Annotated in this window: 18 protein-coding genes; all 18 read right to left on the reverse strand. The window is 67.2% G+C overall.

All coding sequences use genetic code 11. The features are described 5' to 3' along the window. Positions 1-157: 157 nt before the first annotated feature. The 18 genes from AC1DW3_RS09815 to AC1DW3_RS09900 all read right to left on the reverse strand — a co-directional run bounded on the left by AC1DW3_RS09815 (position 158) and on the right by AC1DW3_RS09900 (position 19,664). Positions 158-1,996, reverse strand: coding sequence for an ABC transporter ATP-binding protein (locus tag AC1DW3_RS09815; protein WP_477930914.1), 1,839 nt, complete (start codon positions 1,994-1,996; stop codon positions 158-160). Continuing rightward, on the reverse strand, positions 1,944-3,722 hold the full coding sequence (locus AC1DW3_RS09820) for an ABC transporter ATP-binding protein (RefSeq protein WP_477930916.1): 1,779 nt from the start codon (positions 3,720-3,722) through the stop codon (positions 1,944-1,946). The genes AC1DW3_RS09815 and AC1DW3_RS09820 overlap by 53 nt, the downstream gene beginning before the upstream one ends. 47 nt (positions 3,723-3,769) lie before the next feature. Beyond that, on the reverse strand, positions 3,770-4,363 hold the full coding sequence (locus AC1DW3_RS09825; protein WP_477930918.1) for a GNAT family N-acetyltransferase: 594 nt from the start codon (positions 4,361-4,363) through the stop codon (positions 3,770-3,772). 2 nt (positions 4,364-4,365) lie between these two features. Next, a complete protein-coding gene (locus AC1DW3_RS09830) occupies positions 4,366-4,680 on the reverse strand; it encodes a hypothetical protein (protein ID WP_477930920.1) in 315 nt (104 codons plus the stop codon). 8 nt (positions 4,681-4,688) lie between these two features. Beyond that, a complete protein-coding gene (locus tag AC1DW3_RS09835; RefSeq protein WP_477930922.1) occupies positions 4,689-6,107 on the reverse strand; it encodes a sodium:solute symporter in 1,419 nt (472 codons plus the stop codon). Between the two features lie 169 nt (positions 6,108-6,276). Next, the gene (locus tag AC1DW3_RS09840; RefSeq protein ID WP_477930923.1) at positions 6,277-8,658 is read right to left on the reverse strand and encodes a CehA/McbA family metallohydrolase; all 2,382 of its coding nucleotides are present in this window, start codon (positions 8,656-8,658) and stop codon (positions 6,277-6,279) included. Positions 8,659-8,753: 95 nt separating this feature from the next. After that, positions 8,754-9,449 carry a PEP-CTERM sorting domain-containing protein gene (locus tag AC1DW3_RS09845; RefSeq protein ID WP_477930925.1) on the reverse strand — a complete coding sequence of 232 codons (696 nt, stop codon included), beginning with the start codon at positions 9,447-9,449 and terminating at the stop codon, positions 8,754-8,756. 455 nt (positions 9,450-9,904) lie between these two features. Next, positions 9,905-10,453: a crossover junction endodeoxyribonuclease RuvC gene (ruvC, locus tag AC1DW3_RS09850; RefSeq protein ID WP_477930926.1), complete on the reverse strand. Its 549-nt coding sequence runs from the start codon at positions 10,451-10,453 to the stop codon at positions 9,905-9,907. Continuing rightward, the gene (locus AC1DW3_RS09855; protein ID WP_477930928.1) at positions 10,450-11,430 is read right to left on the reverse strand and encodes a phosphatidate cytidylyltransferase; all 981 of its coding nucleotides are present in this window, start codon (positions 11,428-11,430) and stop codon (positions 10,450-10,452) included. The genes ruvC and AC1DW3_RS09855 overlap by 4 nt, the downstream gene beginning before the upstream one ends. Next, positions 11,430-12,080, reverse strand: a complete 651-nt coding sequence (locus AC1DW3_RS09860; protein WP_477930929.1) for a lysophospholipid acyltransferase family protein — start codon at positions 12,078-12,080, stop codon at positions 11,430-11,432. The genes AC1DW3_RS09855 and AC1DW3_RS09860 overlap by 1 nt, the downstream gene beginning before the upstream one ends. A 171-nt stretch (positions 12,081-12,251) precedes the next feature. Further along, a complete protein-coding gene (locus AC1DW3_RS09865) occupies positions 12,252-13,139 on the reverse strand; it encodes a tetratricopeptide repeat protein (protein WP_477930931.1) in 888 nt (295 codons plus the stop codon). A gap of 82 nt (positions 13,140-13,221) precedes the next feature. After that, positions 13,222-13,611, reverse strand: coding sequence for a GFA family protein (locus AC1DW3_RS09870; RefSeq protein WP_477930933.1), 390 nt, complete (start codon positions 13,609-13,611; stop codon positions 13,222-13,224). Continuing rightward, the gene (locus tag AC1DW3_RS09875) at positions 13,608-14,138 is read right to left on the reverse strand and encodes an N-acetyltransferase family protein (protein WP_477930935.1); all 531 of its coding nucleotides are present in this window, start codon (positions 14,136-14,138) and stop codon (positions 13,608-13,610) included. The genes AC1DW3_RS09870 and AC1DW3_RS09875 overlap by 4 nt, the downstream gene beginning before the upstream one ends. Positions 14,139-14,155: 17 nt before the next feature. Then, on the reverse strand, positions 14,156-15,766 hold the full coding sequence (locus AC1DW3_RS09880) for a GMC family oxidoreductase N-terminal domain-containing protein (RefSeq protein ID WP_477930937.1): 1,611 nt from the start codon (positions 15,764-15,766) through the stop codon (positions 14,156-14,158). Continuing rightward, positions 15,763-16,254 carry a hypothetical protein gene (locus AC1DW3_RS09885; RefSeq protein ID WP_477930939.1) on the reverse strand — a complete coding sequence of 164 codons (492 nt, stop codon included), beginning with the start codon at positions 16,252-16,254 and terminating at the stop codon, positions 15,763-15,765. The genes AC1DW3_RS09880 and AC1DW3_RS09885 overlap by 4 nt, the downstream gene beginning before the upstream one ends. Then, positions 16,254-17,663 (reverse strand): coniferyl aldehyde dehydrogenase, encoded by a 1,410-nt coding sequence (locus AC1DW3_RS09890; protein WP_477930940.1) that lies wholly within the window; start codon positions 17,661-17,663, stop codon positions 16,254-16,256. Before AC1DW3_RS09890 ends, AC1DW3_RS09885 begins: the two co-directional genes overlap by 1 nt. 111 nt (positions 17,664-17,774) lie before the next feature. Next, entirely contained in the window at positions 17,775-19,355 is a 1,581-nt protein-coding gene (purH, locus tag AC1DW3_RS09895) for a bifunctional phosphoribosylaminoimidazolecarboxamide formyltransferase/IMP cyclohydrolase (protein WP_477930942.1), read from the reverse strand. 60 nt (positions 19,356-19,415) lie between these two features. Beyond that, a complete protein-coding gene (locus AC1DW3_RS09900) occupies positions 19,416-19,664 on the reverse strand; it encodes a helix-turn-helix domain-containing protein (RefSeq protein WP_477895373.1) in 249 nt (82 codons plus the stop codon). Between the last annotated feature and the right edge of the window lie 13 nt (positions 19,665-19,677).

A 19,677-nucleotide genomic window follows, 5' to 3' on the forward strand; every position in this document is an offset into this window, starting at 1 on the left:
CAGCTCATGGCCGCCAGGCGCATGGAAAGCGGTCCCGAACGCGTGCTCGCGACGGCATGGCAGCAACGAGCGCGTGCATGCTCGGGCCGCGCCGCGCAGGCAACAACCGGGGTTGGCCTGTCCCTGGATCAGGGGCCTTCAAAAGAGGGAAGCCCCCCTACTGCGCGATCCCGTCCTGGAGGTCTTCCCCCACCTCTTCCAGCGTCTGCAGCTCCACGAGGCGGCGGTACAGGCCGCCCTCGATGGCCATCAGCGCCTCGTGCGGCCCACGCTCCTGCAGATGGCCATGGTTGAGGACCAGGATCTGGTCGGCCGCACGGATGGTGGACAGGCGGTGCGCGATGGCCACCACCGTCACGCGGCCATGCAGGGCCGTCAGCGCCTCGCCGACGCGCTGCTCGGTCGCGCTGTCGATATTGCTGGTCGCTTCGTCCAGGAACAGGATGCGCGGCGCACCAGCCAAAGCTCGCGCCATCGCCAGCAACTGCTTCTGGCCGGTGGAGACGCGCGCCCCGCCCTCGCCCAGCTTGGTGTCGTAACCCTGTGGCAGCGCCGTGATGAAGTCGTGCGCGCGGGCGGCCTTGGCGGCGTCCTCGACGTCTTCGTCCGTGATGCCGGGCCGGCCCATCGCGATGTTGTCGCGCACGCTGGCCGACATCAGATAGGGCTCCTGCGGCACCAGGCCCACCGCGTCGCGGAAGGCGGCATCGGGCACCGCCGCCAGCGGCTGGCCGTCGACCGTGATGCGCCCCTGCTGCGCCGTGTAGAAGCGCAGCARCAGCGACAGCAGCGTGCTCTTGCCACTGCCCGTGTGGCCGACGATGCCGACAAAGCTGCCAGCCGGGATGTCGACGTCGACGCCATGCAGCACCGGCCGCGCCGGGTCGTAGCCGAACGTCAGCCCGTCGATGCGGATGCCGCCCTGGGCGATGTCGCGGCCGTCCTGGGCCGGCCCGCGGTGCTCATCCTCCTCCAGCAGCGTGCGCACGCGTGAAGCGGCCACCATGGCCTGCTGCAGCTGGCCGAACTGCATGGTGATCTGGATCAGCGGCTCGACGACGCGGGCGATATAGCTGAGGAAGGCATACAGCAGGCCCACTTCCAGCCCCGACATCTCACGCCGGCCGAAGCTGTAGATGACGGTGACCAGCAGCAGCACGTTCATCAGGTCCAGCGCCGGCCGCAGCAGCCAGGCGTTGGCGCGCAGCTCGGCGATGCGAGACAGCCGGTGCTCGGCATTCGTCGTCTCGAAGCGCGCACCGAAGCGGCCCGCCGCGCCGCTGGCCTGCAGCACCGCCATGCCGGCCATGCTCTCGGCCATCTGCGCATTGATGTCGCTGCGCAGCTGGCGGGTGCGCGCCACGGCCGGCGCCGACAGCTTCTGGTAGCCCAGGATGATGACCACCATGGCCGGCACCAGCGTCGCGACGATGAGCATCAGCCGCCAGTCCAGGAAGGCCATGGCCACCAGCGAGCCGAAGACGACGATGGTCGAGTCCAGCATCACATAGAGCACCTGGCGATAGAGCTGGTTGACGGCCTCGGTGTCGTTGGTGACGCGGCTGACGAGCTGGCCGGTGATGGCCTTGTCGAAGAAGGCCATGGGCAGGGCCAGCACATGAGCGTAGACCCGCTCGCGCAGCCTCAGCACCGAGCGCCGCGCGACGCCGGCCATGCGCGACAGCTGGGCATAGCGTATCCAGCTCGCCGCCCAGCCGGTCAGCAGCATCAGCGCCAGCAGCGTCGCCATCTCGAAGATGTCGAACTGGCGCGGCAGCAGGTGGTGGTCGATATAGCGCTTGCCGAGGATGGGGGCGAGCACTTCGAGGCCGGCGGCCAGGATGAGCCAGGTGCCGCCGCGGATCAGGTGTGCGCGCTCAGGACGCGCCGAGTCCAGCAGCAGTCCGACGCTCTTCCAGGGTTTCTCTTTGGGCTTCACGGGCTCAAGCGGCTTCAAGGCTGGCCTCGATCTGTTGATAGCGCCACTGGGCCGCATACCAGCCGCCCAGTTCCAGCAGCTGTTGATGCGTGCCGCGCTCGATGACATGGCCCTGCTTGAGCACGATGACCTCGTCGGCGTCCATCACCGCCGACAGGCGGTGCGCGATGACGATGACGCTGCGGTCCGGCCGCGCGGTGCGCAGCTCGCGCAGGTGGTCGAGGATGTCCGTCTCCGTACCGGTGTCGACGGCCGACAGCGCGTCGTCCAGCACCAGCAGCGGTGCATCACTCAGGAGCGCCCGTGCGATGGCGACGCGCTGGCGCTGGCCGCCGGACAGTGTCACGCCGCGCTCACCGACCTCGGTCGCATAGCCTTCGGGAAGCCGCGCGATGTCGTCATGCACCGAGGCCAGACGCGCTGCGGCCTCGATCTCTTCGCGCGTCGCGCCGGGCCTGGCCAGGGCAATGTTGTCGGCCACCGAGGCCGAGAACAGGAAGGGCTCCTGGGGCACCCAGGCGATGTGGGCGCGCAAGCTGGCGAGGGGCAGATCGGGTAGCGCGACGCCGCCCAGCGTCAGCTGGCCGGCATCGGGTTCGGACTGGCGCAGCAGCAGGCGCACGAAGGTGGACTTGCCCGCGCCGGTGGCGCCGACGATGCCCAGCGTCTTGCCGGGTGCGATGGCGAGGTCGACGTTCTCCAGCGCCGGGCGCTTCGCGCCGGGAAAGGCGAAGGTCAGGCCTTGGGCGCGAAGCGTCGTGTCAACGGGCAGCGCCGCCCTGCCCTCGTCGGCCAGCGTCAGCGGTGCGTCCAGCACCGGCGCCAAGCGCGTCCAGGCCGCCCGGCCGCGTTCCAGCAGGGCCAGCACCCAGCCGGCCGCGAACATCGGCCAGATCAGCTGGCCGAGGTACATCGTGAAGGCCGTCAGCTGGCCAATGCTGAGCTCGCCACGCGAGACCAGCCAGCCGCCCATGGCCAGCGCGATGGCGGTGGCGGCGCCCAGCGTCATGCCGACAGCCGGCTCGTAGGCAGCCTCCCAGCGCTGCGAGCGAAAGCTGGCCTCGGCCGCCTTCTCGGCGAGCTCGGTGAACTGCGCCTCGCTGCGCGCGACGAGGCCGAGGGCGCGCACGGTACGCACACCCGACAGGCTCTCCTGCACCTGCTGGTTCAGGCCGCTGAAGGCACCCAGCGAATCCTGGGCGGCCTGGTGCAGATGGCCCGAGATCCACCAGAAAGCCAGGGCCATCAGCGGGAAGGGCACGAGGGCGGCAAGGCCCAGGCGCCAGTCGATGCCTATCGTCATCATCGCGAGCACCAGCACCAGCGTCTGCGTGCCGTCAAAGCCCGCCAGCATGGCTTCGCCAGCGGCCTGCTCGACGGTGTCGATGTCGTTGGTGGCCAGGGCCATCAAGTCGCCGGTGCGCTGACGCTGGAAGTAGGCCGGGCCTTGCAACGCAAGGCGACCGTAGAGCCGTGTGCGCAGACGCGCGCCGAGGCGGAAGGACGCCTTGAACAGCGTCAGCCGCCAACCGGCGCGCAGCAGGTAGATGAGGAGGCCGGCAACGACCAGCAGCGCCAGTTGCTCGAGCAGCGCCGAGCCCTTGAGCCCGCCGGCCACCAACGCATCCACGACATGGCCGACCTGGCGCGGAATCCATACCGTCATGGCCGCGATGCAGCTCAGCATCGCGCCGGCCGCGGCGTAGGCGCGCCAGTGCTCGCGCACGAAGCCGGCGAGCATGCGGGACAGGCTGGAGGACGAGGAGGCGGCGGGAGCGGACATGCAGGGATGGGAGTGTCGCCGGGCCATGCGGCGGGCGGCTCGGAGGTCTAGGGTGCGGGCTCCGGCAGGTCTCTCGGCACCAATGCCAGATATTCGGCCAGCGAGCCACCGCACAAGGGCTTGCACATGACGCGCAGTTCGTTGATCTGATCGCCGATCTGAAAGCCGCTGCGCACGCGCGTCTCGGCATAGCCCAGCGAAGCCCAGAAGCGTTCGGCCCTCGCGTTGCCGATTACCACGCCCAACCGCAGCCAGCAGGCGCCCGATTCGCGCGCCCAGGCTTCGACGCTGTCGTACAGGCGTCGCGCATCGCCCGAGCCATGGCGGGCGGTCTCGACGATGAAGGTGCTGACGTTCCAGACCGACGGCGCAAAGATGTCCGAGACGAGGTTGACGAGAGCGGCAATCTCGCCATCAGGTCGGACATAGCCGATGACCCATTTCTTCGTATGAGGAATGCCTTCCGGCAGCGGCTCCTCGATCTCCTCCCGCGCATCGTCGGGCCGCGCCGGCTCGCCCTGCACGGCGAGGAAGTAGGCCGGGTTGGCCGCAAAGAAACGCGCCAGTGCCTGGACGTGCGACGACGTCAGTTCGAGGGCAGCAATGCCGGCCAGGGGCGATGCAGGCAGCCCGGATGTCATGCCTAGACCTGCCAGTAGATGTCTTCGCGGATCTCCACGACCGCGCATTCCTCGATCAGCTCGAACTCCAGATAGCCCGCATGCTCCGAGAACACCGCGGCCAGCCGCGCCTGCGGCCTCACCACGACGAAGGCCGAGTCGATCTTGTGCGTGCAACCAAAGGGGTAGCGGATCTCGACATAGCGCTCCGGGCTGAAGTCGTAGGCGCTCAGGCCGCGCGCCAGCAACTCGGCCTCCGGTCGCCCCACCTTCATGGACACCTCGGCGACCCAGTCGCGCAGCACTTCCTTCCAGGGCCGCAAGGGCTTCAAGGTCATGTCAGGACTCATGCGATGTTCTCCCTTCGCCCCGGCCGCCGCGCCACCAGCCACAAACCTGTCCAGGTCAGCACGCCGTTCAGCAAGAGCAATTCCAAGCCGATCTGATAGCCGCCCCAAGGCTGCCCGAAATCCAGCAGCGCACACAGCAGCGGCGCGGCCACGCAAACGCCGACCAGCGCGCCACCCGATACCGCCCTCGGCGTGAACAGCGCAAACGCGAACAGTCCCAGCAGCGGCCCATAGGTATAGCCCGCCAGCTTCAGGATCAGGAAGATCATGCTGCTGCTGTCCAGCGCCTTGAAACCCAGCACCAGAGCCAGGAACAGCGCCGCGAAGCCGAGATGCACGCGCCGCCGCGTGCTCACGTCCTCGCGCGGGATGCGCAGCAGGTCCAGGCAGGTGCTGGCCGTCAGCGCCGTCAGCGCGCCGTCGGCGCTGGGCAGCAGGGCCGACACCAGGGCCAGCACGAAGACGACCTGCACCCAGGCCGGCAGGTATTGCATGACGACGGTGGGGAAGAGGGTGTCGCCGCTGACGGCCAGCCCATGTTCGCGCGCGAACAGCGTCAGCAAGCCGCCCAGCAGCAGAAAGGCCGTGACGACGACGAGCATCAGCACGGCCAGCACGAAGAGGTTCTTCTGCGCGTCGCGCAGCCTTGCCACCGACAGGCTCTTCTGCATCATTTCCTGGTCCAGCCCCGTCATCGCGATGGCGATAAACATGCCGGCCAGCAGGGCCTTGGCGGAGAAGTCGCGGCTCATCGGGTCGCCGACCCAGACGCGGCTCAGCCCCGCCGCGTCGAGCTGGGCCAGCGCACCGGTCTGCCACAGCAGGGCCACGCAGACGAACAGGCCGGCCAGCATGCCGGCCGTCTGCAGCGTATCGGTCCACACCAGCGCCTTCACGCCGCCCTCGACCGTGTACAGCAGGATCATCACCAGCACGACGGCCGCGCCCAGCGCGAAGGGCACGCCCAGCGGCTGCAGGATCAGCGTGTGCAGCACCTGCACGACGAGATAGAGCCGCGCCGTCGCGCCCAGCGTGCGGCTCAGCACGAAGAAGGCCGAGCCCAGGCGCTGGGCCGCGGGGCCGAGGCGGTCGCCCAGCAGGCCGTAGATCGAGGCCAGCTTGAGGCGGTGATAGGCCGGCAGCAGCAGCACGGCGATGACGACATAGCCGACGACCTGGCCGAGGGCGATCTGCAGATAGGTGAAGCCGTTGGCCCCGACCGAGCCCGGCACGCTGATGAAAGTGACGCCGGACAGCGACGTGCCGACCATTCCGAAGGCGACGACCGGCCAGGGACTTTCCCTGCCGCCGACATAGAACCCCTCGGCCCCCGAACCACGCGCGACGCTTCGCGCGATCAGCAGCAGCAGCGCGAAATAGGCGAGGACGCCGGTCAGGAGGAGTGCGGGCGACATGGGTCGCGATCATGCCTGACGGCGCCCTCTGAACCACGCACCGGCAGAGCCGCGGCTAGCTGCCGCGGCGGTTGTACCAGCCCTCGGCGCAACAAAGAAATAGGGGCCCGGAGGCCCCTACGTTTTGACGCGACGGCGCTATCTCGCCGCGTGATGCAGCATCCCTAACTCAGGGATAGCTGATCGTCAGCGTATAGCCCGAGGCCGCATTGAAGCCGCTGTAGCTCTGCACCTTGATGTAGACGGTGCGAGCGCTGGTGCCGTTGGTGTACGTCAGTGACTCGGAGGCCGTTGTGCCTTCGGAAGACGCCAGACCGGCACCCGAGGAACTCACAAGATAGAGGTCATAGTCAACACCGCTAGGGCCGGTCATGTCAACGCGGATCTTCTTATTGGCCGGCAGATCGACCTTGAAGTAATCCTTGTCGGTGGCGCTACTGACGAAGCCCGTGACCGTTGTCGCTGTGCCCAAAGCGTTGGCGGTTGCGATGGTGTTGTTCGACTCAGTCTCACTGGCCGAGGCTCCGGCGTTGGTGATATTGAAATTCACCGCCGTGGATGAAGCGCTGTTCGCTGCGGCATCGAAAGCCTTGGCGACCAACGAGTGCGCACCATTCGGCAGTGTGGACGAGTTCAGCGTCATCTGGTACGGCTGAGTCGTGACCGTGCCCTTCAGCGCGCTATCAACCCAGAACTCAACCTTAGTCACACCCACGTTGTCACTGGCCACGGCCGACAACGTGATGGTGCCGCTGTTGCCAGTTTCGCTTGCACTGACGGTGGGCGGCGTGGTGTCGCCGTTGTTGGCGGCGCCTTGGTTCACCCAAATAGGGGCGGACCAGAGGACCTTTCCGTCATTCTGTGTGACGCGAGCGTAGTAGACATGCAAGCCATCGGTCGGGGTGTGGCTGTAGGTGGCGCTATTGCTGAGCACCGTCATCGTGCCGTTGCGGCCAGGGACACCTTGCCAGATCTCGATCAACGACACGGTCTTACCAGTTGTGTTGGCGAAGCCGATGTTCAGGTTGAGTGCGCCCTGATTGTTGATGCGCGAGCCCATGATGGCGCCGTTAGCACTGAACACAAGCTGCGAGTTCTTGTCGTGGGTGGCGAACACACGGCGGGCGCGCAGCGCCTCGACGAAGCTCTCACGGGTCAGAGCTGTGCCGTTTGGGACGAGGATGGCCGTTCGGTTCGTGTACGAGGCACCCCAGTTAGCGCAGTGGTTGTCCTGATTAGTGGCTGGTGCGACGTGGAATCCGCGCTCGAGGATCTTCTTGTAGGCGCTCTCGTAGCCTCCGCCAGGGAGCTGGGTTTCGTCTTCCTTGTTAGAGAAGGCGCTGGTATTGGACACCTCGGCCAGCACCATGACCTCGTCGCCGTCGGCGGTGTAGCCAAAGTCAGTGCCGTTCACAACGAACTGGCCGGACGTATCAGGGTGATTGAATTGCCCCACTTGACCGGCTGCCCGCATCACGGTGTAGAGCGACGCGTAGTCGTTCTTGGCGATGAATCGATGGCCGTAAAGCTGATTGCTTGGGTCGTACTCCCAAGAGTAGAGCTCATCGCTGTTAAAGATGTTCAGATGGCCACCGCCGCTGATGACGCCCCATTCCATGCCGTACATGGCGAGGAAGCCGGGATTGGCGGCGGTGTAGCTGGCGGCGATGCTCACGCCGTTTGTGTAGCGGGTCTTCGCAGTAGCGGCGGGGATATTTCCCAAGCCAGAGCTGCCATCGAAATAATGGTTGTGATCGGTATTGCCGAAGAAGTCCAGACCGCGGTTCTTGGCGTAGGGGAAGGCCGCATCGGGACCGTACTGGCCAGTCTGCGCAGGCTGCGACTCGTTGCATGTCGCCACGTTGCCGCCGCCGTCTGAGTCATTGGTCTGCCCGTGCAGGGAACCATAGAAGACGGTGTAGGGCCAACTGGCGATCGCGCCGGCAGACTGAGCTTTCGCACGAGGCACTTCGCCGCCACTCAATTGGCTGCCCAGAGCCATGGCACGGTAGGCCGGCATCTTGGCAACTGGCGCAGCGCCCATGACGAACTGGAAGGACTCGGTATGGGCGTGACCGTCCGCCGGAGCCAGGGATTGCACGCGCGCCTCGGCGGTATCGCCCTTGGAGGCGATGCCAGCATCGACCGCAAAGGCGGTCAAGCGAGCCTCATAAACACCATCGGCGAGGTTGGCCTTGTCGGTGCGACCGGCCCAATCAAAGTTCAGCGCCACAGGCTTGCCGCTGAAGCGCTCCACGCCGGCATAGGTCTGCACGACCTTGCCGGCCGGAGACACCAGCTCAAGCTTGTAAGCGAACTGCTCGCCCTCCGGGGCTCCCAGGTAGTGCATCGTCACGCTGAAGCGGCGAGCGCCGCTGGCTTGCTCGCTAACAAATGGAGCATTCAGCTCAGCCTCGAACTCGTGATGGTCCGGGTACTTGACGCTCGGGTGCACAGCAGCGGCTTGCGCCATGCCGTCCGTAGCGGCGGGCGTGACCGAAGCGGTGGGCGAGTTGGCGCCGCCGCATGCTGCCAAGAGCAGCGGCAGCATGCACGCGGCAAGCGGGCGCAGGGGGAAGGATTGAACTTTCACAACATCCTCGACGAGAGAGTGAATCTGGGGCTTGGAAGGGCGGGCAGCAACGCTCAGATCGCGCGACGACGGCGGGCCAGCATGCCCACGACGGCGAGGCCGCCCAGCATCAGCGCATAAGTCTGAGGTTCGGGCACAGGCAGCGGGTCGGGGATGGCGGTGCCGCTGAGCAGCACGTTGTCATAGCGGATGGTGCCGGCGGTGCCGTAGGTGGAGCTGAGGCCCGTGGCCAGGTAGGTGCTGGTGCCAGGGGCGAAGCTGGCCAGGAAGCGGATGCCGAAGTGGTCGTTGTTGTCGACTGCAGGGATAGCACTGAAATCGAACGTCAAGCCGGAAACAAACTGGGTGGACTGCGCGGCCGGCATCTGGAAGCTCGTGGCGTTGAGCCAGCTGCTGCCGTCGAGGGTGTACTGAAGCGTCGTCCAGGCCGAGGCCGTGGCGCTGTTGCGCTGGGCGAACGTCAGCACGAGGTCGGTGTAGCCGGTGGTGTCGATCAGGAATTGAACGCCACGCGTCAGGTTGCCTGTCCCTTGTGCGGCGTAGGAGGCAGTGTTCAGCGCTTGGTTCGTCACGCCACCAGCGAAGCTGGTCGTGATCGCACCCACGGTTGCGAAGGAGGCGCCGTTCGCGGTTTGCGTGTGCTTGGTAGTAGTGGGTACGGCGCTGTAGTCCCAAAGCGCGACGGTGTCGGCTTGGACGTTGAGACTGGCGATGGTCAGCGCGGCGAGGGCAAGAAAGCGGTATTTCATGGCGAAGCGGAGGTAAAGGGTTGAGGCTGAATTGACCGCCGTGAAACGCCTTTAGGCCCAGCGGACCGAGGGAGAGTAGTGATGCTTTTTTTTACGGAGTAGGAAGACATTCCCGGGGGTATCCCCCCACCGAAGCCGTCACAGAGCCGTCACAGAGCCGTCGAACCAACGCAAATGCTTGTTTTTCCTAGGAAAACCGTGATTTTTCACAACCAGCCCGAACACGCCTATGGCAATTGACTCCCCGCATCCGAGGGGTTACCTACCCTGCGCTCGTTGCGAGGAACACACGTCGGTTGACCTCGGATTACCGCTCCGCAGGGGCGCCCGAGTTTGAGATGGCGGGCGAATAGCGCGGGCCGTTCTTCGTCCGGAAGAAGGCATGCCCCGAGTGCCCTCCGTCAGACTTGTGCGGCGCGCACTGGCAGACCGRCTCGTCCCAACAAACCGACTTCCTAGTACGTCCGGCCGCCCTTGAATGCCGCGTGCTGCCGGCGTGCCAGCGTCGTGTGCCGGCTCATCGCCTCGAAGCTGATGCGCGCATGCGCATGCATGATGGCCAACCCGAGAGCATCGGCGGCGTCCTTGCCCGGGATGCCGGGCAGGTTGAGCAGCCGCTGCACCATGGCCTGGACCTGCTCCTTCTTGGCCTGGCCGTGGCCGACGATGGCCTTCTTCATCTGCGTGGCCGTGTACTCGCTGACGAGCAGATCAGCCGACACCAGCGCCGCCAGCGCCGCACCGCGGGCCTGGCCCAGCAGCAGCGTGGACTGCGGGTTCACGTTGACGAAGACGATCTCGACGGCCGCGCACTGCGGCTGGTAGCGCGCCGTGACCTCGCGGATGCCGTCGAACAGGATCTTCAGCCGTGCCGGCAGGTCGCCGATGTCGACCGCACTGGTCTTGATCGTGCCGCTGGCGACATAGGCGAGGCGCGGACCGTCGGCTTCAATCACTCCGAAGCCTGTGGTTTGCAGACCCGGGTCGATGCCCAGAATCCTCATCGGTAGTACCAGCGTGCGGAATGAAACAGCACCGGTGCGGCAAAGCACAGCACCGCGATGCGGTCGAGCAGGCCGACGGCGCCGGTGATGGAGCTGCGGTTGCCCCAGTACAGCACGCCGGCGTCCTTCTTCAGGGCCTTCATGACCAGGCCGCCAAAGCCCGCGGCACCGGCGGTCAGGAAGGCCATGGCCAGGGCCTGGCCGGCCTTGAACGGCGTGATCCAGTACAGCAGCAGGCCGGCCAGCGCGCCGGTCAGCGTGCCTATCCACCAGGCCCGCATCGAGTAGCTGCGGCTGATCTGCCGGGCCACCGGGCGGCGGCGCAGCGCGCGGGTGGCGATCTCCTGCGCGATCTGCGAGGCGGCCACCACCATGACCAGGAAGAACAGCAGGAAGGCGCCTCGCCCGGTGTTGCCCGGGATGTCCAGCAGCAGCAGCGCCGGCGCATGCGACAGGCCGTAGACGCAGACCATCACGCCCCATTGGATCTTGGCATTGCGCTCGAGGAAGCGGCGCGGGTCGCCCGCCAGCGCGCTGACGATGGGCAGCACCAGGAAGCCATAGACCGGCAGGAAGACGGTGAACAGATCGAAGAAGCGCGTGCCGCAGATCATGTACTGGATGGGCAGCAGCACGAAGAACGCGACGATGAGGGTGCGGTGGTCGCTGCGCTCGGTGTGCACGAGGGTGATGAACTCGCGCAGCGCCAGGAAGGAGAACAGCGCGAACAGCAGCGTCGCGCCGAGCGGCCCGGAGATCCACGCGACCCAGAACATGCAGCCGCCGATCCAGGCGGCGCGCAGGTCACGGCGCACGCGTTCCCAGGCGAGCTGGGACTTGACGCGCTCGTCCTCGTTCTCGCGCTCGCGCAGCGAGTTCAGGAACAAGCCCACCGTCAGCAGCATCAGGAAGCCGAACAGCACGACGAAGAGAAGCGCCACCTGCTCGCTGGAGGTCAAGGCCTTGAGCCAGCGCATCAGCCGCCCTCCGCCTCGCGGCCGACCCAGTAGGGGTCGGGCCGTTGCTCCATGACGGCCTCGCGGGCGCGGCACAGGAAGTCGGCCTTGGTTTCGTCAGGGCGCAACTGGATGGGGGCGCCGAAGGTCACCGTGCACAGGATGGGCACGGGCACGACCTCGCCCTTGGGCATCACGCGCTGCACGTTGTCTATCCAGGTCGGGATCAGCTGCACATGCGGGAACTGCTCGGCCAGGTGGTAGATGCCGGACTTGAAGGGCTGCGGATTGCCCTTGTTGGAGCGCGTGCCCTCGGGAAAGATGACGAGGGAGTCGCCATTGGCCAGCGCTTCGGCGAGAGGTTCCAGCGGGTCTTCGTCGGGGTTGCTGCGCGCGCGGCTGACGTAGATGGCGTTGAAGACCGAGGTGGTCAGCCAACGCTTGAAGGCGCTGGTGGTCCAGTAGTCGCGTGCGGCGATGGCGCGCGTGCTGGCGCGCAGATCATGCGGGAAGGCCGCCCAGATCAGGACGAGATCGAAATGGCTCTGGTGGTTGGCAATGTAGATGCGCTGCTCCGCCGTCGGCGGGCAGCCCTTCCAGTGGCCCTGTGCACCCGTGATGAGACGGGCGATGAAGGAGAGCAACTGGCCGGTGAAAGCGGCTGGCGTCATGGCGCGGATTATCACGGCCCATCACGCACCGTTTAGTTTCACCGCGGGCCGAGCGCCGGGCCGCTCCCTAGCCGGCCCGCCTATGGCGATGTGCTTGCCGGTCAATCCGGCAAACATCGCCATCCCCTCGGGGGATCGACCAAGGTACTCCTTGGGCGAGGGGCCTCACTCTCACCAGTCGTCGCCGCCGCCGCCTCCGCCGAGGTCGCCACCGCCGGCATCACCGCCGCCCCAGCCATCGCCGCTGCCGAAGTCGACATCACGGCGGGCCAGTTCGTCGCCGGCGCCACCGGAGCCGCCGGAATCGAAGCTGCCAGGCAGATAGCCACTGCCCCCGCCGTTGTCGCGCGGGATGCTGCGCTCGTCATGGCCGCCATGCAGCAGCTTCTCGGCCAGCATGCCGGCCGCGACACCGCCCGCCACACCCAGGCCGACGCCCAGCATGCCCGGGCCGCCCGAGCCCGGGGCCTGCATGCCGCCAGGCCCGTAGCCAGCACCACCGTAGCCACCCGGGCCATAACCGCCCGCCATGGCGGGTTGCGCCGCCTGCGCGGCAGTGCGGTTGCGCATCCAGCGCATGGCCAGCCAGATGAAGACGACGACGCCACCGATCAGCAGCCAGATCGGCACGCCACCGCCGCTCTCGCTGCGCTCCACGGGCGCGGCGCGCGCCGGTGGCGCCGCGTTGACGACGGCCGGCGTCGTCACCGATGACTTGGCCACGCCGGCCTGCTCACGCTGCAGCAACTGCTCGAAGGCATTGAACTTGGCCTGGTCGGCGAACTTGATGGCCGGGTCCAGCGCGCGAGCGCGGCGCACCTGCTCGGCGGCCTCGTTGAACTGGCGCTGGTGGGCCAGGATCTCGGCCAGCACATAGCGGGCACGCGGGCTGTCGGGCTTGGCCGCGACCACCTCGCGCATCATCTTCTCGGCGCCGGGGTAGTCGCCGCGTTGCACGGCCGACTGCACCTCGTCGAGTTGAGGCAGGGCCTGGGCCGTACCCAGCCAAAGGCCGGACAGCAGGGCCATGCACAAGAGCAGGAATCGGGGGAACTTCATCGCAACACTCCTCAAGCCATGCGGCAGTTTGCGCCCCTGATCTTGCGGTGAGGTGTCCGGTTTCAAGACCTTACGCGTAGGACTAGAACCAATAATCCCTGACACAGCGCCCGTCACGCGGCAGATCGTCGAATTTGTCGAAGCCGTCGAAGTGATCGATGGGGATGTCCGCCACGGCCTCGGGTTCGGCCAGGCGCAGATTGACGGCAATGCGCCGCCGCCCCGCTTCGTCAAGGCGCAGGCCGCGCCAATGCGTCACGCAGCCGCAGGTGGGGCAGAAGTGGAATTCCAGCGCCTTGCCGCGCACATAGGCCTGCGTCGGGCCGGTGACGTGGATGCCCTCGTCCACATAGTCATAGGCCCACAGCGTGCCGTAGCGGCGGCAGGCCGTGCAGTTGCAGGCGGTGGCACCGTCGGGCTGGCCGTCGAAGCGCCAGCGCACGCTGCCACACAGGCAGGAACCTTCGATCATGGTGAGACCTCTTGAGGGACGGCGACCGCGTAAACGGGGTCGATGTAGATCTGGCCGCCGAACTCGAATTCCTGGCCGCCGACCTTGGCAAAACCGAAACGCTCATAGAACTCGACGGCGCGCACATTGCGATCGTAGACGCCGAGCCAGAGCGTGCGAGCACCGCGCTGGCGGGCCTCGGCATGCACCGCCTGCATCAACCGGGCGCCCAGGCCCTGGCCGATGAAGCCCGCGCCCAGATAGATGCGCCACAGCTTCAGCGGCGCCGGGCCCGTCACGCAGTCGGGCGCCGGCGCGGCGCTCAGGATGGCATAACCGGCCAACTCCTCACCCACCCAGGCCAGCAGCGTCGTGCAGGCCGGGTCGGCGATGACGCCGGCCATGACTTCGGGCTGGAAGTGCTCGCCGACATAGTCGGCGATCTCCTGCGCGTCGCTGAGCTCGCGGTAGGTGTCGGCAAAGGCCTGGGCGGCAAAGGACGCCAGCAACGTGGCGTCCCCGGGTGTGGCGTGGCGGATCGTCGGCATGCCGACGATTCTCGCCGTCAGGCCAGCGTCACCGCCTTGGCACCCAGGCGCTGGATCAGGCCGCTCGTCAGCCGTGTCGCCAGGCCGTAGACGGTCAGCTGCGGGTTGGCGCCCAGGCTCGTCGGGAACAACGAGCCGTCGTGTACCGACAGATTGCCGACTTGCCAGTGCTGGCCGTCGGGCCGCACGACGCCGCGGCCGGCGTCGGCCGCCATCGTGCAGCCGCCCATCACGTGGGCACTGCCAACGGTGGCGAGGAAGGGCTTCATCGTCAACGCGGCGATACCGGCCTTGGCCTCGGCCAAGCTGGCATAGCCCGGTGCCTGCTCGTGCACCGGCCGCACGGTCTTGGCGCCGGCGGCGAACTGGATCTCGGCCATGGTCAGATAGGCGCGGCGGGCGCCTTCGAGCAGATAGTCGGTCAGCGCGTAGTCCAGCACCGGCGAGCCATCGCCGCGCAGCTTGACGGCGCCGCCGGCCGCGTCGGCATGGAAGCCGTCGCGCAGCAGGGCGATCATCAGCTGGGTGCGGGGCATGTCCTTGGCACGCTGGGCCAGTTCGGCGCCGATGCCGCCGCCGTTGGTCAGCGCGAAGGCCGGGTGCACGGGCGCGACCTCGAGCTTGTAGCCCACCGGGCCATCGATGGGGCCGGTGTGCAGATAGTGGTCGCAGAACACCGACAGCGGCGCGCCCGCCCAGCCGGCCACCTCGTGATCGAACAGCGCCACGCCACCGGCCGTCGGGTGCAGGAAGGTGCGCTTGCCGAGCAGGCCGTTGGGGTCGGGGGCGTTGGAGCGCAGCAGCAGGGCCGGCGAGTTGATGGCGCCGCCGGCAACGACGTAATGCTTGGCGGTGATGCGCACGGTCGCACCCGTGACGGCACCATCGAGCGCCACCGGCTCGGCGACCAAGGCAGTGACCTTGTCGCCCTGCAACTCCAGCTTGGCCGCGCGTGTCTGCACCAGCATGGTCGCACCCAGGTCCAGCGCCGCCGGCAGCGTGCTGACCAGCATGGACTGCTTGGCATTCGTCGGGCAGCCCATGCCGCAGGAGCCGAGGTTCCAGCAGCCCTTGACGTTGCGGCGCACGACCTTGGTCGGGATGCCGAGCTTCTCGGCGCCACGACGCAGCACGTCGTTGTTCTCGTTGGGCTCGGTCAGCCAGTCGCCGATGTTCAGGCGCTTCTCGGCCTGCTCGAACCAGGGCGCCATCGCGGCCTCATTGAAGTCGGTCAGGCCGAACTTGTCGCCCCAGTAGGCCAGCGCATCGGGCGGCGTGCGAAACGACCCGGTCCAGTTGATCGTCGTCGAACCACCGACGCAGCGGCCCTGCAGGATGTTCATGGCCTGGTCGACCGTCTTGCGGCCGCCGGCTTCCTGGTAGAGCTGCGGGTAGGCATCGGCCTCGCGCTGCTTGAACTGGCTGCTGGAGCGCAGCGGGCCTTCTTCAACGATGACGATCTTCAGGCCGGCGCGGGCCAGCATCTCAGCCGTGATGCCGGCACCGGCGCCGCTGCCGATGATGGCGACGTCGCAGTCCAGCGTGGCGGGCAGCGCGGCATGCGGGCCGCCGTGGACCTTCCAGCCGCGTTGCAGGCCTTCAAGGATGGGATCGGGCAATCCACTCATGAAATCTCTTTCGGGCCGGCGTAGCCTGCCGTCTTCCAATTCGCCGGTTCGGTGAAGAAGGCGATCGCGTTCAGGTCCCGCAGCGCGTGATAGATCTGCTGGCGGGTGTTGGAGGTGGACAGGCGCATGGCGTCGAAGGCCTGCTGGATGTCCTGAGTGCTGGCTTCGGCCCAGGGTTTGGACAGGCCGACGAGGGCGTAACGGCCGGCCGCCGTGCCAAGCAGGCCCAGGGCATCGGACAGCTCCTTGCGGGTGGCCGCGGGCAGGGCGGCCACGCTGACATCCAGGCGGGCGAGCTGGGCTTCCACGCCATCGGCAGCAAGCAGGTCACCCAATACGGCATGCGCAGCTGCGGCCATCAGCTCGCGCGCACCCGGGCTGAGCTTGCCGTCGACCAGCCCAGGCTTGATGAGGGCGACACCGGCGCCAGCCACACCGATGACGACGGCGGCGCCAATGCCCAACTTCAGGAATCCACGGCGCTTCATCACACCACTTTCTTCAACAGGGACAGCAGGCGCTCGAAGGTCGCGCCATAGGGGGGCTGGAACAGCTTGGTGCCGGCGAAGCGCGACTGGATGAACAGCGGCTTCTCCTTGCTGAAGGTGCGGAAGCCCCACTCACCGTGGTAGGAGCCCATGCCGCTGGCGCCGACGCCACCGAAAGGCTGCTCCTCCTGGCCCAGATGCCAGATGCAGTCGTTGACCGTCACGCCGCCGGCGTGGGTCTGGGCCATCACATGGTCGCGCGCCGCACCGTCCTGGCCGAACCAGTACAGGGCCAGCGGGCGCTCGCCGCGGTTGATGTGGTCCAGCGCCTCGTCCACCTTGTCGTAGCCGACGATGGGCAGCAGCGGGCCGAAGATCTCTTCCTGCATGACGGTCGCTTCGGGCGGCACGCCCAGCAGCAGGGCCGGCACGAGGCGTCTGTCGTCGGGTTGCTCGTCATGGCTGCGCAGCACGCGCGCACCGCGCTCGGCGGCATCGGCGATCAGGCCTTGCAAGCGCGCGTGATGGCGCGGCGTGGCAATGCTGGTGTAGTCGGCATTGCCGGCGATGCGCGGATACATGCGGCGCATCTCGGCCAGGATCTTCTGGCTCAGCGGCTCGACCATCTCCCTGGGCACCAGCAGATAGTCGGGTGCGACGCAGGTCTGGCCGGCATTGAAGAGCTTGCCGAAGGCCAGGCGCGAGGCGGTCAGCTCGAGGTTGCAGCTGCGGTCGACGATGACGGGCGACTTGCCGCCCAGCTCCAGCGTCACCGGCGTCAGGTTCTTCGCCGCGGCCTGCGCCACGTGGCGGCCCACGGCGGTGGAGCCGGTGAAGAAGAGGTGGTCGAAGGGCAGCTCGGTGAAGGCCTTGCCGACCTCGGCGTCGCCGGTGATGACCTGCATCTCCTCGGGCTGGAAGTGTTCGGCCACGATGCGCGCCATCAGCTCGCTGGTGGCCGGCGTCAGCTCCGACGGCTTGATGAGCACGCGGTTGCCCGCGGCCAGGGCCGCGACGGCCGGCTCCATGGCCAGGTAGTAGGGGTAGTTCCAGGGCGACACGATGCCGACGACGCCCAGCGGCTGGCGCATCAACACATTGCGGCCGGGCAGGAAATGCAGCGGTGTCTCGACGCGCCTGGGCTTCATCCAGCGGCGCAGGCGCTTGAGCGCGTGGCTGGCGCCGGACTCGACGGTGAAGATGTCGGCCAGCAGCGACTCCTGGCGGGCGCGGTGACCGAAGTCCTGGGCCATGGCCGCGGCGAGGGCCTCGCCATGCTTGCGCGTCATCGCGATCAGCCTCTGCAGGCGGTCGCGGCGCACCTCGTAGGAGGGCATGCGCTCGGCCTCGTAGGCGCGGCGCTGCGCCGTCAGCGCCAGATGCAGGCGCTCCTGCAGGGCGGTGTCCATGGGCATGTCTCCGGTTCTCGATCTAATGCATCGAGGCTAACCGCAAGACGGGCCCCCACCATCGGGAGAGGCCCTGGACTAGAGGACTGCGTCTAGTCGCGTTGGTGACACTCAGTGTCGGAAGTGACGGACGCCGGTGACCACCATGGCGATGCCTCGTTCATTGGCGGCGGCAATCACTTCGTCGTCGCGCATGGACCCGCCTGGCTGGATGACGCAGCTCGCACCCGCATCGGCCAGCACGTCCAGGCCATCGCGGAAGGGGAAGAAGGCGTCGCTGGCGACGGCAGAACCCACCAGGCTGAGGCCGGCATGCTGGGACTTGATAGAGGCGATGCGGGCCGAGTCCAGGCGGCTCATCTGGCCGGCACCGACGCCCAGCGTCATGCCGCCGCCGCAGAAGACGATGGCATTGCTCTTCACGTACTGCGCCACCGTCCAGGCGAACATCAGGTCATCGAGCTGCTGGGCCGTGGGCTGCAGCGTCGTGACAACCTTCAGGTCTTCCTTCTTCAGGAAGTGGTTGTCGGAGGTCTGCAGCAGCAGGCCGGAGCCGACACGCTTGCTGTCACCGGCGTTGCGACCCTGGTCCCAGGGGCGCGAGCCGCCCGGCGGCAGCGCGATCTGCATGAGGCGCACATTGGCCTTGGCCTTGAAGATCTCCAGTGCCTCGGCGCTGAAGCTCGGCGCCATCAGCACCTCGACGAACTGCTTGGCAACGAGCTGGGCCGCAGCACCGTCCACTTCGCGGTTGAAGGCGATGATGCCGCCGAAGGCGCTGGTCGGGTCGGTCTTGAAGGCCTTGCTGTAGGCCTCGGCCGCGCTGGCCGCCACGGCCACGCCGCAGGGGTTGGCGTGCTTGACGATGACGCAGGCTGGCGTGTCGAAGCTCTTCACGCATTCCCAGGCCGCGTCGGCGTCGGCGATGTTGTTGTACGAGAGCTCCTTGCCCTGCAGCTGCTTGCCGGTGACGAGGGAACCGGGGGCCGGGAACAGGTCGCGGTAGAGGGCCGCGCTCTGGTGCGAGTTCTCGCCGTAGCGCAGGTCCTGCACCTTGACGAAGGTGGCGTTCATCTGCGCGGGGTACTCGGCCTTGCTGCCGTCTTCCTGCAGCGCGGACAGGTAGTTGCTGATGGCCGCGTCGTACTGGGCGATGCGGTTGAAGGCGGCCACCGATGCCGCGAAGCGCGTCTTGTCGCTGGTCTTGCCGTGGGCCTTCAGTTCAGCGAGCACGCCGGCGTACTGGGCCGCATCGGTCAGCACCGTCACGTCCTTCCAGTTCTTGGCCGCGCTGCGCACCATGGCCGGGCCGCCGATGTCGATGTTCTCGATGGCGTCTTCCAGCGTGCAGCCGGGCTTGGCCACGGTCGCCTCGAACGGGTAGAGGTTGACGGCCAGGATGTCGATGCGCGTGATGCCGTGCTTGTCCATTGCCGCCACATGCTCGGGCGTGTCACTACGGGCCAGCAGGCCGCCGTGGATCTTGGGGTGCAGCGTCTTCACGCGGCCATCCATCATCTCGGGGAAGCCGGTGTGCTCGGCCACTTCCGTCACCGGCAGGCCGGCCTCGGCCAGCAGCTTGGCGGTGCCACCGGTGGACAGCAGCTTGGCGCCCAGGGCGTGCAGCTCCTTGGCGAAATCGAGGATGCCGGTCTTGTCGGAGACGGAAAGGAGTGCAGTGAGTTGGGTCATGTTCTTGATCAGTTGGGGTCGGAGCTTCTCGCTGCGCTCAAAGGTCCAACCCGCAAGGCCTTATAGATTGTGATCAGTCAGCTTGCGGCGCAAGGTATTGCGGTTGATGCCCAGCCATTGCGCAGCCTTGCTCTGGTTGCCGCCGGCTTCGCGCATGACGATCTCGAACAGCGGTTTCTCCACCAGCTTGATCAGCATCTCGTGCATCGAGTGCGGCTCCTGGCCGTCGAGGTCACGGAAGAAGGCTTCGAGGTTGTCGCGCACGCAGGCGTCGATGGGGTTGGGCGGGGTGTTCTTCTGGGCACTCATGACAGGGGAGCGA

It is taken from the genome of Roseateles sp. P2_H4 (assembly GCF_056403315.1).